Here is a 16,139-nt window from a genome sequence, read left to right as displayed (position 1 = left end):
TCAGCGAAAGGTGCCTTGTGACCGACATCGAACGCGTCGGAGTAGTGGGCTGCGGCCAGATGGGAGCGGGCATCGCAGAGGTCTGCGCCCGCGCCGGACTGGACGTCATGGTCGCCGAGACCACCGGCGAAGCCCTGGAGATAGGCCGCACCCGGCTCTACAACTCCCTCTCCCGGGCCGCCCAGCGGGGCAAGATCAGCCAGGAGGAGTTCGACTCCACCCAGGCGCGGCTCAGCTTCACCACCGACCTCGGCGAGTTCGCCGACCGCGACCTGGTCATCGAGGCGGTCGTGGAGAACGAGCAGGTGAAGACGGAGATCTTCCAGGTCCTCGACCAGGTGGTGACCCGCCAGGACGCGATCCTCGCCTCCAACACCTCCTCCATCCCGCTGGTCAAGCTCGCGGTGGCGACCTCCCGCCCCGACCACGTCATCGGCATCCACTTCTTCAACCCGGCGCCGGTGCAGAAGCTGGTCGAGCTGATCCCGGCCCTGACCACCTCCGAGGGGACCGTCGCCCGGACGCAGTCCATGGTGGAGAAGGTGCTCGGCAAGCACGCCATCCACGCCCAGGACCGCTCGGGCTTCGTGGTGAACGCCCTGCTCATCCCCTATCTGCTCTCCGCGATCCGGATGTTCGAGTCCGGCATCGCGAGCCGCGAGGACATCGACAACGGCATGGAGCTGGGCTGCGCCCACCCGATGGGCCCGCTCAAGCTGAGCGACCTGATCGGCCTGGACACGGTGGCCTCGGTCGCCGACTCGATGTACGCGGAGTACAAGGAGCCGCTCTACGCCGCTCCCCCGCTGCTGCAGCGGATGGTCGACGCGGGCCGCCTCGGCCGCAAGACGGGCTCCGGCTTCTACGCCTACGCCTGAGCCGCCCGCCCGCTCCTTTTCGGACGGACCCGGCCCCTCCTCCTGAGCCCTCCACCCGAGCCCTCCGCCTCCGGATGGAGGGCTCCGGTGCGGGCGCCTCCACCCCACAGCGTCACTTTCCGTAGGCGATTACGCGCCATTTCCGGCCCGGAACCGCCCCCTCCGCCTTTCACACGGTGTGTGCGGAGCGCTCACGCATATGCCCCGTCCACACCCTCCCGCCGCGCCCACCAGCGGAGTTGACTCGTATTCGCACACACGAGCGACAATTTCGAGAGAAATGGGAGGCCGGTACGTGACCGCCGAACACGAGCGTCTCTTCGACCAGGACGAGTGCAGGGAGTTACGAAGGGACCTGGACGTGGGGCTCGCGCGGGTGGAGGGCAGGCTCGCCCTGCTCACCCAGCGCGATGAACAGAGCGCCAAGGAGCAGGACGAGCTGAACGCCCGCCTCGCCGCCCTGGAGCACACCCGCTGGCCGCTGCCCGCGATCACCGCGCTCACCGCGGCGGGCGCCCTCGCCGTCACCCTGTGGGCGACCTTCGGGCGCTGAGCCGGTGAACGCGCGCCCGGGCAGCGGCCGTTCGGGCGGGACTCAGCCCAGGCGCAGATGGTGCAGCAGGAGCAGCGCCGCCGCCATATTGGCGGCCGGCACCTCGCCGCGGGCGATCAGGTCGGGGACCAGCTTGAGCGGGACCCACTCGCGCCGGTCCGACTCGAAGGCGTCCTCGGGTTCGCCGGTGCACCGGGCCTCCTCGGCCCAGTAGATGTGGTGCCGGGCGTCGGTGATGCCGTTGGAGGGCTCGACGCTCATCAGGTGCCGCAGCGGTCCGGGCCGCCAGCCGGTCTCCTCGTGGAGCTCCCTGGCCGCGGCCGCGGCGAGGTCCTCACCGTCCTCGACCACGCCCGCGGCCAGCTCCCAGCCCCAGCTGTCGGTGATGAACCGGTGCCGCCACAGCAGCAGCACCTCGTTGGCGGCGTTGACCACGGTCGCCGCGGCCACCGGGCGCATCCGTATCAGGAAGTGGTCCAGGTGGCGGCCGTCGGGGAGTTCGACGTCCGCGAGGTTCACCTGGAACCAGGGGTTGCCGTACACGGTCTCTTCGCTCTGCTTCGCCCACTGCACGTGGAGCCACCTCCGGGGGTACGGGGAGTAGTGGCTCCATGGCAGCAGGCGGCGGTGCGCCGGGGCAGGCACCGGACCTCACAAGGGCACGCGCAGCGCCTTCTCGATCACCTCGGCCGCACCCGCCGCCTCGGGCGAACTGCTGCCGAGCAGCGAGGCCCGTACGGTGCGCATCCGGTCCCGCAGCCGCTGGGACTCCATGCCGCGCGCCTCCTCGGCCATCCTGGTCGCGGTCGCGGCGGCCGAGTCGTCGGCGCCCAGGCGCAGTTCGACCTTGCTGAGCATCGCGAGCCGGTGCACGCGGCCCCGGTCGTGGGCGGGCGCGGCCACCGCGGCGACGGCGTTCTCGCGCGCGGCCCGCAGCTCCCCGAGGCCGAGCAGCGCCTCCGCCACCTGGACGTTGACCAGGCCCGGCTGCACATACCCGGTCTCGTCGGGCTCCTGGCCGCGGTGGATGCGGCCCGCGGCGGACTCGGCGCGGGAGATGCAGCGGTAGGCGCTCGCGGTGTCGCCGAGCCGGGCGTAGGCCTTGGCCTGCATCGCGTACAGGTCGCAGGCGAGGGCCGGGGTGATCTCCCGGCCGGCGGCCCGCAGCGCCGCCTCCGCGAAGGCGACCGACTGCCGGAACTCCCCCATGAACAGGGACTGGTTGACGAGGAGGGCGATGACATAGGCGCCCAGTCCCCGGTCGCCGCTGGCCTTGGCCAGGCGCAGGGCCTGATGGAAGTAGCGCTGGGCGAGTCCGTGCGCGTTGGAGTCGTAGGCGCAGATCCCGGCGACGGCGACCAGGCCGCCGGTGGCGCGGTGCAGCTGGCGCCCGGTCGCGTCCGGGTAGCTGCCGCGCAGCAGGGCGGCGGTCTCGGAGTTGAGGAAGCCGACGATGCGGGCGCGGGTCGCCACCCCGCCCGCCTTGCGGTACATCTGCTCGTAGTGGGTACGGGCCGCGCGCAGCATCTCGATGTCGGCGCGGTCCACCCGGCGGGCCCCGCCCCGCGAGACGTCGATGTCCTCGGGCGGGTTCTCCCACTCCCAGACCGGCATCACCGCGGGGGTGCCGGTGACCGCCGGGGCGCCGAGCAGATGGGGGCGCTGCTGCTCGTCGCTGCGCCACAAGGCGGTCGCCCGCTCCACGAAGCCGGAGAGCGAGGAGGTCGGCGCGGCGCCCGGCTCCCCCGGCACCCCGAGCCCGATGTCGTCCAGGGTGACCGGGCGGCGCAGCCGTGCCGCGAGCACCTCGCAGATCAGGTCGGGGACCTGGCCCCGGGGGCGCTGGCCCTTCAACCAGCGGGCGACCGCGGTGTGTTCGTAGCGCAGGCTGAGCCCGCGGGCCCGCCCGGCCAGGTTCACATGGGCGGCGAGGCCCGAGTGCGAGATGCCCGCCTCGTCGAGTATCGCGTCGAGCAGTGTGTTGGGCTGCATGGTGCCCTCCGGTGGCTCAGAGCGGAAAGCGTAGACCAGCGGGCGGGAAGTTTCGCCGGTGCGGGGGGAGTTGGCCGGGGTCGGTCCGCCCGCTCCCGGGCCGGTCCCGGCGGGGAGTCGGGGGCCCGGTCCGCGAAGGCCCGCCGCGCCGCGCACACGGGGTGTGAACGCAGTGCCCGCTCCTGCTCGGAACGTGCCCTGTCGCAGACTGTTTCACGCCGCTTGACTGAAATCCCTCGTAAGAGGCCGGAAAGGCCACCGGCTCTCCCGCATCCGAACGGTGGCCACCGCCGCGCCGTCCGCCCCGCCGAGGCCCGCCCGAACATCCCGGCCGGGCGGGCGGCGCCCTTCCGCCTTTGCGAGCACGGACCCCCGAGAGCACGAAGGGGCGCGCCTTCCCGGCGCGCCCCTTCGTGTGCTGCCTCGCTGCGTGTGCCGCCTCGCCGCGTGTGCCGCCCGGTGGCTCAGGCGCCGCGCAGCACCGCCCCGGTGCGCTCGCCCGCCAGCGCGACGGCCGCCTCGCGTGCGGTCGAGGCCTCCTCCACGGTCAGCGTGCGGTCCGGGGCCCGGAAGCGCAGCGCGTACGCCAGGGACTTCTTGCCCGCGCCGATCTGCTCCCCGGTGAAGACGTCGAACAGCCGGATGGACTCCAGGAGTTCGCCCGCGCCCTCGCGCAGCACCCGCTCCACGTCCCCGGCCGGTACCGAGTCGTCCACCACGAGCGCCACGTCCTGGGTCGCCACCGGGAAGGTGGAGATCCGCGGACCGGGCACCACGGGCTCACCCGCGGCCTCCACCCGGTCCAGGTCGATCTCCATGGCGCTGGTACGGGCGGGCAGGCCGAGGGCCTTGACCACCCGGGGGTGCAGCTCGCCCGCGTGCCCGACGAGGTGCTCGGTGCCGTCGACGACGACCGCGAGCTCCGCGCAGCGACCGGGGTGCCAGGGCCCGTAGGCGCCCTGGCGGACCAGGAGTTCGGCACCCGCCTCGCGGGCCACGGTACGGGCGGCCTCGACGGCGTCGGCCCAGTCGGCCGGGCGGCCCCTGCCCCACCAGCCGGACTGCTCGCGGGCGCCCGCGAGGACCACGGCGGCGCGGCGGGGCTGCTCGGGCAGCGCGGCACCGAGCGCGGCGATCTCCTCCTCGGTGGGGCGCCGGTCCACCGGCAGCCGGGCGGCGAGCCGCCGCTCCTCGCGCGCCAGGAAGACCAGGCCGGTCTCGAAGAGCGCGAGGTCGTGGCTGCCGCGGCCGTCGTTGCGGCGGAGCGCGCCGAGCAGCCCGGGCAGCAGGGTGGTGCGCAGCGCCGGTTCCTCGTCGGAGAGCGGGTTGACCAGCTTGACCAGCCGCCGGTGCGGATCGTCGGCGGCCAGGCCGAGCTGGTCCAGCGCGTGCTCGGACAGGAAGGGGTAGTTGAGCACCTCGACATAGCCCGCCCCGGCGAGGGCCCGGCCGATGCGGCGGTGCAGCCGCTGCCGCCCGGTGAGCCCGCGGCCCGCGGGGGGCTTGGGCAGCGTGGAGGGCAGGTTCTCGTACCCCTCCAGGCGGATGACCTCTTCGGCGAGGTCGTTCGGGTCGGTCAGATCGGGGCGCCAGGACGGCACGGTGACGGTCAGCTCGTCCCCTCCCGCGACGTCGCAGCCGATCTCCTGGAGCCGCCGTACGACGGTCTCGCGGCCGTAGGCCACGCCCGCGACCCGGTCCGGGTGGTCGGCCGGGATGGTGACGGTGCGGGGCTCGCCGGGGGCGACGACCTCGGTGACGCCCGCCTCGGCGGTGCCGCCCGCGAGCAGCACCAGCAGGTCGACGGTGCGCTGCGCGGCGGCGGCCGCGGCGAGCGGGTCCACGCCCCGCTCGAAGCGGCGGGAGGCCTCCGAGCCGAGCTTGTGGCGGCGGGCGGTGCGGGCGATGGAGAGCGCGTCGAAGTGCGCGGCCTCGATCACCACGTCCGTGGTGCCGCCGATCCGGCCCGTCTCCGGGTCGGGTACGGCGTCGGCGATCTCGGTGTTGGCGCCGCCCATCACCCCGGCGAGGCCGATCGGACCGCGGTCGTCGGTGATGACCAGGTCCTGGGCGTCGAGCACCCGGGCCGCCCCGTCCAGGGTGGTGAACTTCTCGCCCTGCTCGGCCCGGCGCACCCCGATGGTGCCCTCGATGCGCGCGCGGTCGTAGGCGTGCAGGGGCTGGCCCAGCTCCAGCATCACGTAGTTGGTGACGTCGACGGCGAGCGAGATCGGCCGCATCCCGGCCTTCTGCAGCCTGCGCTGGAGCCAGATCGGAGAGCGGGCCTCGGGGTCGAGTCCGGTGACGGTGCGCGCGGTGAAGCGGTCGCAGCCCTGCGGGTCGTCGATCCGGACCGGGTAGCCGTGGGTGTTGGGCGCCGGTACGTCGAGCAGCGCCGGGTCGCGCAGCGGCAGCCCGTAGGCGGTGGCGGTCTCGCGGGCGACGCCGCGCAGCGAGAGGCAGTAGCCGCGGTCGGGGGTGACCGCGATGTCCAGCACCTCGTCGACGAGTTCGAGCAGCTCGACCGCGTCGGTGCCCGGCTCGTACTCGGGCGGCAGCACGACGATGCCGCCCGAGTTGTCCTCGCCCATGCCCAGCTCGCCGCTGGAGCAGATCATGCCGCGGGAGACCTTGCCGTAGGTCTTGCGCTCGGAGATCGCGAAGCCGCCGGGCAGCACCGCGCCGGGGAGGACCACGACAACCTTGTCGCCGACGGCGAAGTTGCGGGCGCCGCAGACGATCTCCTGCGGCTCGCCGGTGCCGTTGGCCTCGCCGACGTCGACGGTGCAGAAGCGGATGGGCTTCTTGAACTCGGTCAGCTCCTCGATGGTCAGCACCGTGCCGACCACCAGCGGACCCGCCAGACCGGCGCCGAGCCGCTCCACGGTCTCCACTTCGAGACCGGCCGAAATGAGCTTGGCCTGTACGTCGCGCCCGGTGGCCGTCTCCGGCAGGTCGACGTACTCCCGCAGCCAAGAAAGCGGGACCCGCATCAGATCTCCATCCCGAACGGCCGGGTGAACCGGACGTCGCCCTCGAACATGTCACGCATGTCTTCGACGTTGTGGCGGAACATCAGCATCCGCTCGATGCCGAAGCCGAACGCGAAGCCGCTGTACTTCTCCGGGTCCACCCCGCAGGCCACCAGCACCCGCGGGTTGACCATCCCGCAGCCGCCCAGCTCGATCCAGCCCTCGCTGGAGCAGGTGCGGCAGGGGCGGTCCGGATCGCCCACCGAGGCGCCCTTGCAGACGTAGCAGAGCATGTCCATCTCGGCGGACGGCTCGGTGAAGGGGAAGTAGTTGGGGCGCAGCCGGGTCTTCATGTCCGGGCCGAAGAGCGACTGGACCATGTGGTCCAGGGTGCCCTTGAGGTCGGCCATGGTCAGGCCCTCGTCCACGGCGAGCAGTTCGATCTGGTGGAAGACCGGGGAGTGCGTCGCGTCCAGCTCGTCGGTGCGGTAGACCCGGCCGGGGCAGACGATGTAGACCGGCGCCTCGCGCTCCAGGAGGGCGCGCGCCTGCACCGGGGAGGTGTGGGTGCGCAGGACGACCCCGGACTCGTCGCCCTCGGTGGGCTTGCCCTCGGGGGTGGTGCCCTCGACGAAGAAGGTGTCCTGCATCTGCCGGGCCGGGTGGTCGGGCAGGAAGTTCAGGGCGTCGAAGTTGAACCACTCGGCCTCGGCCTCGGGCCCCTCCGCGACCTCGTAGCCCATCGCGACGAAGACGTCCGCGACGCGCTCCATGAAGGTCGTCAGCGGATGGCGGGCGCCCGCGGGCTCGCGGTCGTAGGGCAGCGTGACGTCCACCGCCTCCTCCACGAGGACGCGGGCGTCGCGCTCCTCCTCCAGGGCGCTCTGGCGGGCGGCGAGCGCCTTGTTGACGGCGCCGCGGGCCTGGCCCACGCGCTTGCCCGCCTCGGCCTTGGCCTGCGGCGGCAGGGCGCCGATCTCGCGGTTGGCCAGCGCGAGGGGGGAGCCGCCGCCGGTGTGGGCGACCTTCGCCTCCTGGAGGGCGTCGAGGTCGCCGGCGGCCTCGAAGGCGGCGAGCGCCTCGTCCCGCATGCGCTCGATCTGTTCCGGTTTCAGTGCCTCGACCTCGACAGGGTCGTACGACTTGTTCGGTGCCGACATCTCTTCCCGTGCTTCCGGTTGGGTGGCGGTGGTCCCCGTCGCGGACTCGTCTGCGGATACGTGCGATGAGCGGCCGATACCGCGCTCACAAGGACGCAAAGGTGCCAAAGGCCGAGTCTAGCGGGGTGGAGCGGGGCGAAGGCGCCCGTGGTGGCTAGGCGAGATACGCCGGGGCCGCCACGGGCAGGGTAAATCGGAACTGGGCACCGCCCCCGGGGCCCCGCTCGACGGTGATGGTCCCGCCGTGCGCCTCGACGATGCCCTTGACGATGTAGAGCCCGAGACCGGTGCCGCCCCGTTTGCTGCCCCGCCAGAAGCGGGTGAAGACGCGGCCCATCGACTCCTCGGGGATGCCGGGGCCTTCGTCGCTCACGGTGACGGCCGTTCCTTCCTCGGCGCCGTCCGCGGACGGGGACGGCTGGGCGGGGTTGTCCAGGCGCGCGGGCGCCACCTCGATGGTGACGGTTCCCTCGCCGTGGCGCACCGCGTTTTCCAGCAGGTTGCTCAGCACCTGGTCGATCTTGTCGGGGTCGGCCCACAGGGCGGGCAGCGGCTGCTCCACCCGTACCAGGAAGCGGTCCGGGAGCCGGCCCGCGGCGACATGCGCCTGGATGTGCCGGCCGACGGCGGCCCCGATGTCGACGGGCTGGCGGCGCACCTCCAGGCGCCCGGAGTCGATCCGGGAGATGTCGAGCAGCTCGGTGATCAGCCGGGTGACGCGGTTGGCGTCGGCGTCCACGGTCTCCAGCATGAGCCGCTTCTGGTCGTCGGTGAACCGCTCCCACTTGGCGAGCAGGGTGGCCGTGAACCCCTTCACGGAGGTGAGCGGGGAGCGCAGTTCGTGGGCGACGGTGGCGATGAGCTCGGCGTGGCTGCGTTCGGTGCGGCGGCGGGCCTCGGTGTCCCGCAGGGCCACCACCACCTTGCGCACCGGCCCGGTCGGGCGGCTGCGGACATAGCGTGCCGAGACCAGGACCTCCCGCCCGCCGGGCAGCAGCAGATTGCGCTCCGGCTGCGCTACGCGCGTGGAGAGGCCGCCGTACGGATCGGTCAGCTGCCACCAGCGGCGGCCCTTCAGGTCCTCCAGGGGCAGCACGGTCTCCAGCGGGGCGCCGAGCGCCTGCGCGGGGGAGGTGGCGGTGATCCGGGCGGCGGCGGCGTTGAAGCAGACCACCCGGCCGTCCGCGTCGGCGACGACGAGTCCGTCCGGGAGTTCGTCGGGGTCGAGCCCCGGTGCCTCCGGTGCCGCGGGCGCCCGGTCCGCGGGGCAGGCCGCCGGTGGGGCCTCGTCCGCCGCGGGGACGGCGGCCCGGCGCGGCCCGGGTGTCCTCGGTCCGCCAGCGGCGAGACTCATGCGCCTACCCCGCCCTTCGCCCTCGTTCGGTCCTCGGGCGGGTCACCTTACCCAATGGAGGTCGCTCAGCGGCATCCGCCGGGTGCGCGCTGTGCACGGGCGGAGGCGTACAGGCAGACCGCGGCGGCCGTCGCGAGGTTCAGGCTCTCGGCGCGGCCGTGGATCGGGACGCGCACCACGGCGTCCGCGAGGGCCCGGGTCTCCTCGGGCAGGCCCCAGGCCTCGTTGCCGAAGACCCAGGCGGTCGGCCCGCCCATGGCGCCCTGGTCCAGCTCGGCGTCCAGGTCCTCCTCCCCCGCCCCGTCCGCGGCCAGGATCCGCACCCCGGCCTCCCGCAGCCCCGCCACGGCCCGCTCCACCGGGACCCCGACGGCGACCGGCAGATGGAAGAGCGAACCGACCGAGGCCCGTACGCACTTGGGGTTGTACAGGTCCACCGAGGCGTCGGTCAGCACCACCGCCTCGGCCCCGGCGGCGTCCGCGCAGCGCAGCACGGTGCCGGCGTTCCCGGGGTCGCGTACGTGGGCGAGGACGGCGACCAGGCGCGGCCGGGCGGCGAGCACCTCCTCGAAGCGGGTGTCGAGGAAGCGGCAGAGGCCGACGACGCCCTGCGGGGTGACCGTGTCGGACATCTCCGCGACCACCTCGCCGGAGGCGGTCAGGACCGGGATCCCGGCCGCCCGGCAGGCGTCGAGGATGTCCGCGTGCCGCTCGGCGGCCTCAGGCGTGACGTAGACCTCGACGAGGTGCGCGAGGGCTTCCCGTACGGCCTGCGGGCCCTCGGCGAGGAAGCGCCGCTCCTTGCCGCGGAAGCTGCGCTTGGCGAGGCGGCGGGCGGCGACCACGCGCGGGGAGCGCAGGGACGTCAGCTCGGGGAGTGCGGCCATCAGGTGGGGGCTGCCTTCGTGTCGGTCGCGTCAGGGGTGGTGCGCCTCCCGGGGCCGGGACGCGCGCGGACCCGCAGGCCAGGGGGCCTGCGGGTCCGGCGTGGGCGGTGGTGTGCGCCCGGGTGTCAGGCGGCCTTCGGCGCGTTGACGTCGCTCGGCAGCGCCTTCTGCGCGACCTCGACGAGCGCCGCGAAGGCGTTCTGGTCGTTGACCGCGAGCTCGGCGAGGATCTTGCGGTCGACCTCGACGTTGGCGGCCTTCAGACCCTGGATGAAGCGGTTGTAGGTCATGCCGTTGGCGCGGGCCGCGGCGTTGATCCGCTGGATCCACAGCTGGCGGAAGTCGCCCTTGCGCTTCTTGCGGTCGTTGTAGTTGTAGACGAGGGAGTGGGTGACCTGCTCCTTCGCCTTGCGGTACAGGCGCGAACGCTGACCGCGGTAGCCGCTGGCCTGCTCGAGGATTGCCCGGCGCTTCTTGTGGGCGTTCACTGCCCGCTTGACGCGTGCCACTTGTTGACTCCTTGTAGCGGGGCCGCGGTCATGGTCACGCGGCCCGGTTTCGAATAGGTCCCGGTCCAGTCGTCAGGCCCCCGAGCGGGGGCCTGAGGTCACTTGCCGAGAAGCTTCTTGATCTTCGCGGCGTCGCCCGGGGCCATTTCGGCGTTGCCGGTGAGGCGACGCGTCACGCGGGACGACTTGTGCTCAAGCAGGTGGCGCTTGCCGGCGCGCTCGCGGAGCACCTTGCCGGAGCCGGTGATCTTGAAGCGCTTCTTGGAACCGCTGTGCGTCTTGTTCTTCGGCATAGCGCCGTTCTCTCCTCGTCATTGGCGCCCCCTGCCGGTCCGGCGTTCAGCGGACCGGCGCGACGGGAGCGTCAGCTGTTTCGGTGTCGTCCGGGACCGCGCCCCGGATCAGGCCTCGACGTGCTCTTCGGCAGGTTCCTCGGCGGACTGCTCCGCGGGCTGCTCGGCCGTACGGGCCTGGCCCTGGCGCTCGGCCTTGCGGGCGGCCTGGGCCTCCCGGGCCTCGGCCATGGCCTCGGTCTTCTTCTTGTGCGGGCCGAGAACCATGATCATGTTGCGGCCGTCCTGCTTCGGATTCGACTCCACGAAGCCGAGGTCCTGGACGTCGTCCGCGAGGCGCTGCAGCAGCCGGTAGCCGAGCTCCGGCCGGGACTGCTCGCGACCACGGAACATGATCGTGATCTTGACCTTGTCACCCTGCTTGAGGAACCGGACGACGTGACCCTTTTTGGTGTCGTAATCGTGCGGGTCGATCTTCGGCCGGAGCTTCATCTCCTTGATGACCGTGTGCGCCTGGTTCTTGCGCGCCTCACGGGCCTTCATGGCCGACTCGTACTTGAACTTGCCGTAGTCCATGAGCTTGCAGACGGGCGGACGGGCGTTCGCCGCCACCTCGACCAGGTCGAGGTCGTACTCCTGGGCAAGCTCCAGGGCCTTGGCAAGCGGAACGATCCCGACCTGCTCGCCGCTGGGACCGACAAGACGCACTTCGGGAACGCGAATCCGGTCGTTGATGCGGGGCTCGGCGCTGATGGATCCTCCTCGGTAGCACCACGCGACGGTCTGGCGGACAGCCGCGCAAGTCTGTAGTTCGTGAGACCTAACCGCGCCGGTGCATGAAAAATGCCCCGGACGATCACAGACGGGGCTCCTGTACTACCGGAACACCGCCGCGGATCGCGGGGCTATCGGACGGAGAACACCCCAGGGGCGCTTTCCGTCTGACCGGTGACCCGCCGCCCGGAGGGCGAGAGGGTGGGAGTGCGGAGCCTCCACTTGTGGGCCGGACACGTGGGTGTCCAGCCGGTCGTCACACAAGGTTAGCAGCTTTCGGGAGTACCGCCAAAGCGGCGGAGGCCCGCCTCCTTCCGCGGCAGCCGCCCTCCCCCGGGTCGACGGCGGCGCTCCCGCGCGGGCCCTGCGACCGGGCTGCCTCGCGGGTCCCGCCGCCGGGCTCCGCCGCGGGCCGGCCGCGCCCCGGACCCGAACTATCGTGTCCGGCATGAGCGACGCCAGCCAGGACCATCCGGCCGCCGAGGGCAGCGCCCCGGGCGCCCCCGACTTCGACACCATGACCCGCGACATCGCGGACGTCCCCGCGGTCGAGGTGATCACCACCGTCGCGGTGCATCTGCTGAGCGCCGCCGCGGTCAACCTGGGCCTCGCCGAGGGCGGCGAGGCCCACAAGGACCTGGACGAGGCCCGCAAGCTGATCCACTCCCTGGCCGGTCTCCTGGACGCGAGCGCCACCGAGATCAGCTCCTTCCACGCCGCCCCGCTGCGCGACGGGCTCAAATCCCTCCAACTCGCCTTCCGCGAGGCCTCCGCGGTCCCGGACGAGCCCGGCCGAGGCCCCGGCGAGAAGTACACCGGCGCCGTCTTCGGCTGAACCGCGGATCCACGCGGGTAGGCGGGCGTCCGTGCGCGGACCAGTTGCGTCTCTCCGTACGCGGACTGTGCGTACGGATCTATGCACGCTTCTCTGTGCACGCGTCCGTACGCGGACGCGCAGGTACGCACGCATCACGCGCAGCAGGTATGCACGTATCAGGTACGCACGCGTCAGGGGCGTACGTACAGGGGCTCGCCCGGAGGTGTCGCCTCGGGCGGCAGCAGGGCGAGGTCGAGGCCGCGGACCAGCCGGGCGCGCAGCGTCTCCTCGGCGGCCAGGCGGGCGGCGACCGAGCGGAGGGCCGCCGCCGGGTCCGCGCCGCCGTCCAGGACCAGGGCGAGGGTGCCGTCCGCCTGGCCCGCGCCGAGGTGGGCCCGCAGCACCGCGGGCTCCGCGGCGACCGCGCCCCGTACCGCCTCGGCCACCGCGGGGTCGGCCAGCGGATCGGTGCTGGTGCGGCCCTCGGCCAGGGCGAGCAGTGCCGCCCCGGTGAGCGGGTAGGCCACCGGGCCCGCCACATCGAGCAGGACGGTGTCGGCCTTCTCGTGGGCGGCGGCCTGGAGCGCCTGGTGCAGCGGTACGGCGACGGGGCGTGCCGCCGGGTCCCAGCGGGCGAGGGTCTCGGTGGAGGTGAAGGCGGGCAGGGCGGTGCGCGCCCCCGCCTTCAGGGTGGGCACCGCCATGTCGCTGGTCTTCTCGTGGCGCAGCCCCCGCTCGTCGGTCTCCACCTCGCCGAGCACCGCGACGACGGGCACGAGCAGGCGGGCCCCCGCGAGGGCGCTCAGCACCTGCCCCTCGGCCGCGGGGTCGGCCGACCAGGCCGCGAGGGCGGCGGCCAGCCGGGGGTCGGCGGTGCCGTCGTCGTCGCCGAAGGCGGAGTCGGGGATGTTCTTGTTCGCCACAGCCGAGGAGCCTACCGAGCGCGGCGGCCCGGCCGGGGCGGCGGGGGCCCGCGGGGCTCCGGGAGGCCGGGGCTCCGGAGGGAGCCGGGACTTCGGAGGGGGCCGGGGGCTCAGCGCGGACCGAAGGCCGAGCCCGGACCGGAGACCCAGCCCGGACCGGAGACCCAGCCCGGACCGGAGACCGAGCCCGAGCCGGAAGCTCAGCACTCGCTTCGGGCACTCGCTCCGGGCACTCGCTCCGGGGGCCGGTGCTCAGCGTGGGCCGGGGCGCCGTCCGCGCCACAGGTACACGGCGGCACCGACCAGGAGCACCCCGGAGCCCGCGGCCAGCGGGCCCGCCCACCGGGCGATGGGATGGGTGGCGGGGCCGCCGTCGGGGCCGGGGCCGAAGTGCGACTTCGCGTACCCCTTGGCGGACATGGCCGCCGGCTCCGCCTTGCCGCCCTCGCGCAGCGCGGCCACCGGGTCGAGGAAGCCGAAGCCGCGGGAGTCGTCGTGGCCGCCCTCGGGGGCCGGGTCGGCGGTGCGTTCCAGGAGGCGCTTGACCTGGGCGGGGTTCAGGTCCGGGTGGGCGGCGCGGACCAGCGCGACCGCGGCGGAGACGAAGGCCGAGGCGGCGCTGGTGCCCCAGCCCCGGTAGTACTTGTGGTCCGGGTCGGCCATCACGATCTCGTCGCCGGGCGCGCTGACGGTGGCGTACCAGCGGCGGGTGGAGAACTTCGAGCGGTTGCCGTAGCGGTCGACGGCGGTGGCCACGATCACCCCGGGATAGGCCGCCGGGTACGAGATGTGGTCGCCCTTCTCGCCGCCGTTGCCCGCGGAGGCGACCAGGACGGCGCCCTTCTTCAGCGCGTACTGCACCGCCGCGTCCTCGCCCGCGTCCGGGTGGGCGGAGGCCGAGTCGTCGCCGAGCGAGAGGTTGATGACGTCGGCGCCCTGGTCGGCGGCCCAGCGGATGCCCTGGGCGAGGGCGCTGCCCCGGCTCTGGCGGGCCTTGCGGCGGGCCGGGTCGCCTTCCTCCAGGATCACCCGTACCGGCAGGATCTTGGCCGCGGGGGCGAGCCCGAGGACGCCGTCGCCGCGGTCGGTGCCGTGGCCGTGCCCGGCGATGATGCTCGCCATGGCGGTGCCGTGCCGGGCCCAGGCGCGGTCGCCGCGGCCCGCGCCGAAGCCGACGATGTCCTTGCCGGGCAGGACGTTGCCCTTGAGGTCGGGGTGTTCGGCGTCGACTCCGGTGTCGAGGACGGCGACGGTGATCCCGGCGCCCTTGCCGCTGCGCCAGGCCTCCTCGGCGTCCAGGGCCTCCAGGCCCCACTGGCGGGCGCGTACGGAGTCGGCGTGGGCGGCGGCCGGTGGCAGCAGGGCGAGCAGGGCGGCCGTCAACAGGGCTGCCCCGGCGCGGTACTTGGCGGTGCTCATCAGTCCTTCTCCGGTCCGGAACCGGCCTCGGTCCGCAGGCTGCGCTCCAGGCGGTCGGCGAGCCCCTTCGCGTCGTGGCCGAGACCGGCCTGGGCGGGTGTCGTCTCGGCGCCCTCGGCGACCGCCTCGGCCGCGGACTGCGGGGCGAAGACCTTGCGCCCGTCGGCGAATCCGGAGACCGCGTACACCACCACCGGCGCGTCGGTCAGCACCGACACCGTCCACGAGGCGCGCTGCGCGCTGCCGAACTCCCCCGCCACGGTGCCCTCGACCGGGTAGGTGCGGGGCATCAGATCGGCCCGCCGCCCGAGCCCCTCCTCGGTGAACCGGCCGCGCAGCGCCCGCATCGCCTCGGCGTCGCCCTTGGTGAACAGCAGCCCCACGGTGGTGACTTGGCTGCGGGTGGCATCGGTGTACGTGGCGCGCAGCAGCCGCAGGCAGCCGACCGGGGCCAGCGCCTTGGCGAGCAGCGGGTCGAAGGCCTCCGCGCAGCCGGAGTCCGGGGCCACCCCGATCCGGGTCCAGGTCCGGTCGGCGCCGCCCGGCCCGGCGCCGCCGCCCTTGACCGTGGTGGGGAACAGCTCGTCCACCGGCAGGTTGTGCCACAGCCCGGCGGCGTCCTCGTACCGCTGCGCCGCCGTGACCGCGCCGTCCTCCCCGCTGAGCGCGATGCCCGCGGCGCCGCCGCCGATCAGCCCGATGCCGAGCACCAGGCAGCCGAGGGCGGCCGCGAGGCGCGGCACCCGGCCCTCCCGGACCAGCCGCAGCCGCGCGGTCGGCTCGTCCGCCGGGGGGAAGGGGTACGTCTCCGCAGGCGCGAAGCTCACGAAGGGCCGCCCGGCACCGGGGCCCGGCGTCAGATCGACGGCACCGGTGGAGCGCAGGGCCGCCTTGCCCCGGGGGGAGACGGCAGGCGGGACGGGCGGAGGCGGGGGGATCGAAGCCGCCGGAGGGGTCGAGGGCGCGGGCCGGGCGGGAGGCGTCGAAGCCGCCGGGGGCGTCGCGGGGGCGGGCGGGGCGGCAGGCGTCGAAGCCGCCGGGGGCGTGGGCGGGGCCGGGGGGGGCACAGGCGGGAAGGTCCCTGTCTCCGTACGGGGTGAGCGGGGTGAGGGGATCGCGGCAGGAGGCGGGCTCTGCCGGGGCGGGGCCGGGACCGGGGCGGTCGGGTACGGGGCGGTCGGGTACGGGGGCGTGGCGAGCGGGGCGCCGGTGCCCACGGTGGGCGGGGTCTCCGGCGGGGCCGGGAGGGGCGGGCGCGGGGGCGGGCCCGGGAGTGCGTCCGACGAGGCCGATGATGTCGGCGGGGCCGGAGGGTCCGGTGAGACCGGCGGAGCCGATGAGGTCGGCGGGACCGGCGGGGCCGGCGGGGCCGGAGGCCGCGACAGCTGTGACAGCTGCGGCTGCGGCTGCGGCTGCGGCTGCGGCTGCGGCTGCGGCTGGTCAACGTCCGTGCCAGGGGCGGGAGTTGAGCCGGACCCCTCCGAAGTGGCAGGAGCGGGCGGAGTGTCGGGGAAGCGCGCGGAGGCCACCGGAGGCGGCGGGGCCGGTATCGCGCCCGTGTCGGAGGGGGTGAGCCGGGGGAAGACCCGCGACCCACCGCGGGCGCCC

General features: G+C 74.0%; 15 protein-coding genes. 3 read left to right on the top strand and 12 right to left on the bottom strand.

All coding sequences use genetic code 11. The annotated features are described in order from the left end of the window. Positions 1 to 17 precede the first annotated feature (17 nt). Positions 18 to 878 (top strand): 3-hydroxybutyryl-CoA dehydrogenase, encoded by an 861-nt coding sequence (locus MID12_RS28415; protein WP_040254998.1) that lies wholly within the window; start codon positions 18 to 20, stop codon positions 876 to 878. A 295-nt stretch (positions 879 to 1,173) separates the two neighbouring features. After that, a complete protein-coding gene (locus tag MID12_RS28410) occupies positions 1,174 to 1,431 on the top strand; it encodes a hypothetical protein (protein ID WP_411577014.1) in 258 nt (85 codons plus the stop codon). Positions 1,432 to 1,473: 42 nt separating this feature from the next. Here MID12_RS28410 and MID12_RS28405 read toward each other — a convergent pair whose 3' ends face one another. The 9 genes from MID12_RS28405 to infC all read right to left on the bottom strand — a co-directional run bounded on the left by MID12_RS28405 (position 1,474) and on the right by infC (position 11,351). Continuing rightward, on the bottom strand, positions 1,474 to 2,004 hold the full coding sequence (locus MID12_RS28405) for an NUDIX hydrolase (protein ID WP_040254996.1): 531 nt from the start codon (positions 2,002 to 2,004) through the stop codon (positions 1,474 to 1,476). Between the two features lie 78 nt (positions 2,005 to 2,082). Next, positions 2,083 to 3,423 (bottom strand): hypothetical protein, encoded by a 1,341-nt coding sequence (locus MID12_RS28400; protein ID WP_040254995.1) that lies wholly within the window; start codon positions 3,421 to 3,423, stop codon positions 2,083 to 2,085. 464 nt (positions 3,424 to 3,887) lie between these two features. Then, complete coding sequence (gene pheT / locus MID12_RS28395) at positions 3,888 to 6,416, bottom strand: phenylalanine--tRNA ligase subunit beta (RefSeq protein ID WP_040254994.1); 2,529 nt, start codon at positions 6,414 to 6,416, stop codon at positions 3,888 to 3,890. Further along, positions 6,416 to 7,555 (bottom strand): phenylalanine--tRNA ligase subunit alpha, encoded by a 1,140-nt coding sequence (pheS, locus tag MID12_RS28390; protein ID WP_040254993.1) that lies wholly within the window; start codon positions 7,553 to 7,555, stop codon positions 6,416 to 6,418. The genes pheT and pheS overlap by 1 nt, the downstream gene beginning before the upstream one ends. Before the next feature lie 154 nt (positions 7,556 to 7,709). Continuing rightward, the gene (locus MID12_RS28385; RefSeq protein WP_040254992.1) at positions 7,710 to 8,909 is read right to left on the bottom strand and encodes an ATP-binding protein; all 1,200 of its coding nucleotides are present in this window, start codon (positions 8,907 to 8,909) and stop codon (positions 7,710 to 7,712) included. 65 nt (positions 8,910 to 8,974) lie between these two features. Then, positions 8,975 to 9,796: a TrmH family RNA methyltransferase gene (locus MID12_RS28380; RefSeq protein ID WP_263171754.1), complete on the bottom strand. Its 822-nt coding sequence runs from the start codon at positions 9,794 to 9,796 to the stop codon at positions 8,975 to 8,977. Positions 9,797 to 9,921: 125 nt separating this feature from the next. Continuing rightward, positions 9,922 to 10,305: a 50S ribosomal protein L20 gene (gene rplT / locus MID12_RS28375; RefSeq protein ID WP_040254990.1), complete on the bottom strand. Its 384-nt coding sequence runs from the start codon at positions 10,303 to 10,305 to the stop codon at positions 9,922 to 9,924. 98 nt (positions 10,306 to 10,403) lie between these two features. Beyond that, positions 10,404 to 10,598, bottom strand: a complete 195-nt coding sequence (rpmI, locus tag MID12_RS28370; protein ID WP_040254989.1) for a 50S ribosomal protein L35 — start codon at positions 10,596 to 10,598, stop codon at positions 10,404 to 10,406. 108 nt (positions 10,599 to 10,706) lie between these two features. Then, entirely contained in the window at positions 10,707 to 11,351 is a 645-nt protein-coding gene (gene infC, locus MID12_RS28365; protein WP_078845282.1) for a translation initiation factor IF-3, read from the bottom strand. 469 nt (positions 11,352 to 11,820) lie between these two features. Here infC and MID12_RS28360 point away from each other — a divergent pair, with 469 nt between their 5' ends. After that, positions 11,821 to 12,207: a DUF1844 domain-containing protein gene (locus MID12_RS28360; protein WP_040258444.1), complete on the top strand. Its 387-nt coding sequence runs from the start codon at positions 11,821 to 11,823 to the stop codon at positions 12,205 to 12,207. 173 nt (positions 12,208 to 12,380) lie between these two features. Here the strand turns inward: MID12_RS28360 and MID12_RS28355 are convergent, their stop codons facing one another. From MID12_RS28355 to MID12_RS28345, 3 genes are all read right to left on the bottom strand, one after another. Beyond that, the gene (locus MID12_RS28355; protein ID WP_040254987.1) at positions 12,381 to 13,112 is read right to left on the bottom strand and encodes an SseB family protein; all 732 of its coding nucleotides are present in this window, start codon (positions 13,110 to 13,112) and stop codon (positions 12,381 to 12,383) included. A 252-nt stretch (positions 13,113 to 13,364) separates the two neighbouring features. Beyond that, complete coding sequence (gene mycP, locus MID12_RS28350; RefSeq protein WP_040254986.1) at positions 13,365 to 14,531, bottom strand: type VII secretion-associated serine protease mycosin; 1,167 nt, start codon at positions 14,529 to 14,531, stop codon at positions 13,365 to 13,367. Next, positions 14,531 to 15,358 (bottom strand): hypothetical protein, encoded by an 828-nt coding sequence (locus MID12_RS28345; RefSeq protein WP_263171749.1) that lies wholly within the window; start codon positions 15,356 to 15,358, stop codon positions 14,531 to 14,533. Before MID12_RS28345 ends, mycP begins: the two co-directional genes overlap by 1 nt. Positions 15,359 to 16,139 lie beyond the last annotated feature (781 nt).

The organism is Streptomyces sp. SCSIO ZS0520, from assembly GCF_025643355.1.
GTDB lineage: Bacteria > Actinomycetota > Actinomycetes > Streptomycetales > Streptomycetaceae > Streptomyces > Streptomyces physcomitrii.
The sequence above is the reverse complement of the archived record's forward strand: the minus strand, read 5'-3'. Positions and strand labels throughout refer to the sequence as shown.